General features: G+C 48.4%; 8 protein-coding genes. 6 read left to right on the top strand and 2 right to left on the bottom strand.

Annotated features, from left to right (window positions below; genetic code table 11):
- The first annotated feature begins 395 nt into the window (after nt 1-395).
- The 6 genes from ACTOY7_RS18435 (at nt 396) to ACTOY7_RS18410 (ending at nt 4,992) form a co-directional block, all read left to right on the top strand.
- Nucleotides 396-1,331, top strand: a complete 936-nt coding sequence (locus ACTOY7_RS18435) for a tyrosine-type recombinase/integrase (protein ID WP_482671225.1) — start codon at nt 396-398, stop codon at nt 1,329-1,331.
- Between the two features lie 87 nt (nt 1,332-1,418).
- On the top strand, nt 1,419-2,516 hold the full coding sequence (gene ychF, locus ACTOY7_RS18430) for a redox-regulated ATPase YchF (protein WP_482671226.1): 1,098 nt from the start codon (nt 1,419-1,421) through the stop codon (nt 2,514-2,516).
- 124 nt (nt 2,517-2,640) lie between these two features.
- The gene (gene lgt, locus ACTOY7_RS18425) at nt 2,641-3,597 is read left to right on the top strand and encodes a prolipoprotein diacylglyceryl transferase (protein WP_394683226.1); all 957 of its coding nucleotides are present in this window, start codon (nt 2,641-2,643) and stop codon (nt 3,595-3,597) included.
- 253 nt (nt 3,598-3,850) lie between these two features.
- Entirely contained in the window at nt 3,851-4,165 is a 315-nt protein-coding gene (locus ACTOY7_RS18420) for a PadR family transcriptional regulator (RefSeq protein WP_160283973.1), read from the top strand.
- Complete coding sequence (locus ACTOY7_RS18415) at nt 4,166-4,696, top strand: DUF2812 domain-containing protein (RefSeq protein ID WP_482671227.1); 531 nt, start codon at nt 4,166-4,168, stop codon at nt 4,694-4,696.
- 110 nt (nt 4,697-4,806) lie between these two features.
- Complete coding sequence (locus ACTOY7_RS18410) at nt 4,807-4,992, top strand: DUF6440 family protein (RefSeq protein ID WP_160283993.1); 186 nt, start codon at nt 4,807-4,809, stop codon at nt 4,990-4,992.
- A gap of 369 nt (nt 4,993-5,361) precedes the next feature.
- On the opposite strand, the gene ACTOY7_RS18405 is transcribed toward ACTOY7_RS18410, so the two are convergent.
- The gene (locus ACTOY7_RS18405; protein WP_300885076.1) at nt 5,362-6,081 is read right to left on the bottom strand and encodes a hypothetical protein; all 720 of its coding nucleotides are present in this window, start codon (nt 6,079-6,081) and stop codon (nt 5,362-5,364) included.
- Complete coding sequence (locus ACTOY7_RS18400; protein ID WP_160283974.1) at nt 6,078-7,040, bottom strand: hypothetical protein; 963 nt, start codon at nt 7,038-7,040, stop codon at nt 6,078-6,080. The genes ACTOY7_RS18405 and ACTOY7_RS18400 overlap by 4 nt, the downstream gene beginning before the upstream one ends.
- Nucleotide 7,041 lies beyond the last annotated feature (1 nt).

Raw genomic sequence — 7,041 nt, 5'->3', positions numbered from 1 at the left:
TTTCTTGGTCTGGCATTATAACCACCTCATTCATATGGCTATATTAACATTACTACATGACAGATGTCAAGAGAAAAGCAATAACTCAGAATTTTTATCTATACCATTATGTACAAATTTTCATTGAAATTGAAGCCCATTAGTGATATAATTTATATTTGCTAATTTAGGGCTTCTTTTTGGCAGAAAGGAGTCATTAAATGGGTAAAGATTTGAGAGGTAAAGAACTCGGTGAAGGAATTTATCAGTAGCCTAATGGTACATACTGTGCCAGATTCGTTGATAAGTTCGGAAAGAGAAAATCAAAACGCTCAAAAAAGTTACAGGAAGTAAGACAATGGATTGCAGACGCAACCTACATAGATGAGCATAGCGACTTAGACCAGGCGACAGATATGCTGGTTGATGCGTGGTTTGATTATTGGATCAGTATTAAGAAGAAAACAGTAAGACCTAATACCGTTAGAAATTATATCGAGAGGTATGAGAGAAACATTAAGGGGGTTATTGGTAAAAAGCTTCTTACTGAGGTAAAGCCTATTCACTGCCAGAAGATTTTTTCTGATATGGCAGATGAGGGGTACAAGACCACTACAATATACCAGATAAGAATCGCTCTTTATAATATGATGGATTTTGCAAAGGAGAATGATGTCATCATCAATAATCCGTGTAAAAAGTCAGTGAAGAGTGATATGGGCAAACCTTCTGACAAAAAGGAGGCGCTTACCATTGATGTTCAGAAGAAGTTCCTTGAGGGGGCTACTGGTCAGAGTTATGAGAATCAGTATAGATTCGTTTTGCAGACAGGTCTTCGAACTGGAGAGCTTGTAGGACTTAAATGGGATGACATTGATTTCGAGAATAGGACACTTACTATTTCAAGAACGATGGAGTTTCGTTACAAGGTTGGTGAGTGGAGAGTGGGTCCGCCAAAGAGTAAGTCGGGCTATAGAACGATTCCACTTACAGATGAGGCAATCAGAATCCTTAAAGCTCAGAAGGAAAAAAACAGTAAGATAAAAGTGATTAATATGGAGTGGGCAGATCAGGTATTCCTTTGCGGGAAGGGAGAACCGGTAAAGAACAGCGCTTACGATACTGCGCTGTTTAAGATTTGCGATAAAGTTGGTATCAAGAGATTTTCGATGCACGTGCTCAGACATACATTTGCGACCAGATGCATTGAGGCAGGAATGATGCCTAAGACACTTCAGAAGATTTTGGGCCACTCCAATATCGGAATCATGATGAATTTATACGTCCATATTACGGAGGACGAAAAAAACAAAGAGATTGACCTTGTGGCTGATGCTTTGAATGTTGTTTAAGACCGTGGCACTCGATGTGGTACTCGGTAAAATACAGAGCCTCAGAAAGCCCGTAAAATAAAGGTTTTTAAAGGAGAAATATAAATTATGAAATTAGGAATCGTGGGCTTGCCCAATGTAGGAAAAAGTACGTTATTTAATTCCCTGACCAAGGCGGGAGCGGAGTCAGCCAATTATCCGTTCTGCACCATCGACCCCAACGTGGGCGTGGTAACAGTGCCGGATGAGCGTCTGAATGTCCTGGGGGAGATGTATCATACCAGGAAGATCGTGCCGGCGGTCATCGAATTTGTGGACATTGCGGGTCTGGTGAAGGGCGCTTCCAAGGGAGAGGGCTTAGGGAACCAGTTCCTGGCGAATATCCGGGAGGTGGATGCCATTGTGCATGTGGTCCGCTGCTTTGAGGACAGCAATATCGTCCATGTGGACGGCTCTATCAATCCCCTGCGGGATATCGAGACCATCAATCTGGAGCTGATCTTTTCCGACCTGGAGATCCTGGAGCGGAGGATCGCGAAGACCACAAAAATGTCAAGAAATGACAAGACAGCCGCAAAGGAGCTGGAATTTTTGAACCGGGTCAAGGCCCATATGGAAGAGAGCAAGCTGGCGAAAACCTTTCAGACGGAGAACGAGGATGAAGAGGCTTGGCTTGCGGAGTATAACCTTCTGACTGCCAAGCCGGTGATCTTTGCGGCAAATGTATCCGAGGACGATCTGCCCGACGATGGGGCCTCCAATGAAGGCGTTCAGGCTGTGCGGGAATATGCGGAACGGGAGGACTGCAGGGTATTTGTAGTCTGCGCCCAGATCGAGCAGGAGATTGCGGAGCTGGATGATGAAGAAAAGAAAATGTTTTTGGAAGATTTAGGTTTAGAAGAGTCAGGATTGGAAAAACTAATAAAAGCAAGCTACAATCTGCTGGGGCTGATCAGCTATCTGACGGCGGGAGAGCCGGAGGTGCGCGCATGGACCATCAAAAAAGGGACCAAGGCGCCTCAGGCGGCAGGGAAGATCCATTCGGACTTCGAACGCGGATTTATCCGTGCGGAGATCGTGAGCTATGACGACCTGATGGCCTGCGGGATCCATGCGGCCGCAAAGGAAAAGGGACTGGTCAGGCTGGAAGGTAAGGAGTATGTGGTACAGGACGGGGATATCATCCTGTTCCGGTTTAACGTATGAGGACTCTGCTATTTCGGTACCGTGCATGACACTGCACGGTGTCCCGGCCGTATCTGTTCCGCGTATTTACAGATGGACCGGCTTATGAAGCATCGGGTGATTTTTTGGAAGGAGTATACGAAGTATGCATGAGAGTATCGCTTTCCCGAATCTGGGAATCGAATTTGAGCATGTGGGAAAATCCATTTCGGTCTTTGGCTTTGAGATCGCATATTATGGGATGATCATCGGCCTGGCAATTTTGATCGGCTTTGCGATTGCCACCGCGGAGGCGAAGCGGACCCGGCAGAATCCCGAGGATTATATGGACATGGGGCTGATCGGCGTGATCTGCGGGATCGCGGGGGCCAGGATCTATTACATCATATTTTCCTGGGAGATGTACAAGGACGACCTGCTCAGCGTATTCAACCTGCGGGAGGGCGGCCTGGCGATCTACGGAGGCATCATCGGTGCCATCCTTTCCGTACTGGTCTGCGCAAAAGTAAAGCGGCTTTCGGCGCCTCAGATCCTGGACACGGTTGCCATGGCGCTGGTGAACGGGCAGATGCTTGGACGCTGGGGGAACTTTTTCAACCGGGAGGTGTTCGGGGGCTATACCGACTCCCTGTTTGCCATGCGGCTTCCTTTGGACGCGGTGCGCAGCAGGGATGTGACAGAGGAAATGCGCCAGTATATGGATGTCATTGACGGAGTCTGCTATATCCAGGTGCATCCCACATTCTTATATGAATCGCTGTGGTGCTGCGGGGTGCTGCTCTTCCTGTTCTTTTACCGGAAGCATAAAAAATACGAGGGCGAGCTGTTCCTGCTCTACCTTTTCGGTTATGGATTGGGCCGGGTCTGGATCGAGGGCATCCGGACAGACCAGCTGTTCCTGCCCGGCACCACATTACCGGTCTCCCAGGTCCTGGCCGCCGGAATGGTCGTGGTGACAGGCGCGCTGCTCTTGCACCTGCGGAAGCACCATAAGCGGCTTCCGCTCCTCAGAGCACACATGGACTACAAGCCAATGCCCCCCAAGATCGAAGGAAACAAAAAACCCCGCTCCAGAGATCGGCTGTTTAAAAATATGGAATAAGATTCAGAACAGCAGCAAGAGAAAGAAAAGGTCTGCGCAAGTTTACTTGCGGCAGGCTTTTTCTTTCTCTTGCTATTGGGCGGAACGCCCATCAGCCACGGACAGGAGCTGCGTAAGCAGCGTATAGTCTGCGGAGCAGACGGGTCTGTCTTCTGGAATAACTAATATATTCAGTTTGACAAGTATATCGAAGTGCGATATAATATATAGCAGTTCGATACATCGCAGTAAAATGGAAAGGAGGATCGTGAGAGTGAACCAGCATATAAAGAAAGTCTATGTTCCCATGACGGAAACCGCCTTTTATATTTTACGTTGCCTAAAACAGCCGAATCATGGCTATGGGATCATCCGGACCGTTGAAAAGCTGACAGACGGCGAGATACGGCTTGCTCCCGGCACCATGTACGGAAGCTTATCAAAAATGGAAAAGGACGGTCTGATTCAATTTATCCGGGAAGAGGATAAACGAAAAATCTATCAGATCACCGATTTGGGATCAGAGGTGCTGCAGATCGAATTGAGACGTATTGAACGTTTGTATCGGATCGCACAGGAGGAAATGTAAGTGGACACAAAAAAAGCATTCAGATTTTTTACATTGTTTGAATACGAAAAAGAACAGGAGTATCTTCGGGAAATGCACCGATCCGGTTGGAAATTCGTCAGAGTATCGGGCTTTGGTATCTATCATTTTGAAAAATGTACTCCCGAAGATATGATTTATCAGATTGATTATAATCAAGACGGCATTGCGCATAAAGATGAGTACGTGAAGATGTTTGGAGACTGCGGCTGGGAATATCTGCAGGATTATGTAGGCTATAGCTATTTCCGAAAACCCGCGTCAGAAGCAGCAGGAACAGAAGAAATCTTTTGCGACAGCGATTCCAGATTTCAGATGCTGGAACGTGTATGCAAGGGCAGAATGCTTCCGATGCTTCTTTTGTTTTTCTGCGTTTTTTGTATGCTGCTTATGACCAGAAAATTCCGCGGGAGCAATATTCTCGCACTCGTGTTCGTCGTGCTGTTCTGTCTTTACAGTCCGATTTTAGCCATGTTTGCTCTGCAGTATTGGAAATCAAAGCGAAGAAAATAGAAGAGGAGCCGGTTTCTTGGAAGGGATCTTTCAGAGAAGCGGATGGATGGGAAGCTGCCGAGGGGGCGGCAAGGCTGATCGGTGATTAAAAAAGAATTGGAGGAATTATGATGAACCGTTTTCAGAAAATTTACAGTCAGGGTACTATTGAGGTGGTTGAAATCTGGGTTGACGCAGAAACAGGGGTAAATTATGTGTTTCGCAGAAGCGGAAACGCAGGAGGATTTACACCTCTGCTGGATCAGGAGGGAAAACCGGTTGTGACGTACCGAAAGTCGGGAGCTGTGCAAAAATAACTTGCTTTTTTGTAGTCTGGAAGTTACTGTTCACACGGTGTCGCACGCTTGCCGCGCGGCATCCGGCCAATTCAGTGATGGGGCGGGCATCCAGCCCGTCTACACTCCGTTCCGGTCCGTCCTAAACAAGCGTCGCTGGCACTTGTTTAGGACCGCCGGTGAATTTGTTTAAGGGGGACGACAAGGGAGCTATCTGGCGTATTCCAAAAGACAATTTACAATGCCCTGCAAGGTACAAATTACCGAAGTAAGGCGAAGATCCGCAAAATCCGGATTGAAGATATCCTGTGTAAAAATTACATCCTATGAAAATGATACGCGGAACAGCAGGCGATCCGATTATATCGCTTTTTCCCGGAAATGTCCTCTCTATTCTTGCGCAAAAAAGTGAAAACGATAGTATTGTTCCAGCGCCGCCATCTGTCTCTGCTCCTGATACAGCTTTTGACTTTCGGTCCGCCGTTCCCAGAAGCTGTTTTTTGATTTTTCCCGGAACAGATTTTCACCGTTCCCGTTCTGATAGCCTGGGAACCAGCTGCAGGCATTGCATTCTTCCTTTGTGGCTCCATAATGGATCACCGCATAGGCGCCTCCGCAGATGCCCGCCCAGGGATCCGGCTGCGCCCAGCCGGTTTTCAGGTCATCCAGTACCCATGCCTCGTATTCCGGGTCATGTTTCATGGCCTCAAAGCCGGCCTCCGTGATCTGGATGGAAATTGATTCCAGAGCACGGGAAGGATGGCGCGGGATTCGGGAAATCTGGTCATGTAGATACTGCTTATATTCCTCCATGGTCATAGTATCCCTGGAAATTGCTTCCGTACCGGAGATTTGCGTGCCGGGGGCGGTCTGCCGCGCGGCGGTATAGAGACTGCCGGGGAGCAGACCGCCCCCGCCGTAGATTCCATGGAACAATCCCGCATTTCCATAAGGCAATGGGGAAATTCCGGAAGCTGCGTCCGGAGCGGCATTTGACAGCATATTCAGAAATTTTGCCGGCTGTGTCAGGTTTTTGGCGATTTCATAACCGCTTTGCAGCAGGCTGTTGTATGACCCTGTCATATCGTTGAGATTCCATATATTGTTCATTGATTGTCTCCTTTCATAGTGTGATCGCGGAGGTTTTCCTCCATCCGGGACAGATATTGTTCCAGTTCCGCGGCATCCTTTTTTTGCGCAAGCCCTTTGAGATTAGTTATGTGATTTCGTATGTCATGCCGCAGCTGCCGGATTCCCAAATACATCTGTTCGGATTCGGCCATCTGTTTCTGCATGGCCCGGATCTGCTGCTCTGCGGCAAAGTGGGCTCTGCGTTCTTCCCGCAGAACCGCCATCTCCTGGCAGGAGAGGACGGCGGCCAGGGTGCCGGCGTAGAACAGGGCAGCTCCGCAGGGTACCAGCACGACAAAGGACGGATATTGTTCATAAACCTGAAAGGGCACCCCGTCTTTTACATGGAAGAGCATGGCATAGATCAGGCTGGTGAACAGGATCCCCACAACCGGGATCAGGCAAAGATAGATCGGCTCCTTCCCGCAAAGCAGAAGCGGCGCGCTCCTCAGCCTGCGTCCCATGAGATACAGCAGGAAAAAGAACAGGGCGAACTGGAGCAGGGCAGTGGCGGTATAATTGACTGCCGTTCCATACAGGATCGCATCCAGCTCTTTCTTGACCACCACAAAGCGCTCGTTGACGATAAAGTACAGACTCTCGGCAGTCAGCCGGCTTAAGCCCCGGATGCTGAAAAAGAGGATTGCCAGAAAAAAGGCGGTCTTTCTCTCCATTTCAAGTATATGATGGATTGCCGGCAGAAGAAGGATCACGGCTGTCATGCACTGCCAGTTGTAAATGGGCACGGCAATCCCCGCAAAATATACGGCGCAGTAAATGATAAAAATGAGGAGCATTTTCTCAAAAGGGCGCTGGGATTTTTTCGACGCGGTTCCGCCGAAAAAAGGGGAGAAAAAAGCGGCCATGCTGCCTCCGTACAGTATGGTTTCCATGACCGCTGTTATGTTCTCAAATGCCAGGAATGCTGCTTCGTTCATG

Source organism: Schaedlerella sp. (genome assembly GCF_056796775.1).
Note: the sequence above shows the minus strand (reverse complement) of the source record. Positions and strands in the feature narration are given on the sequence as shown.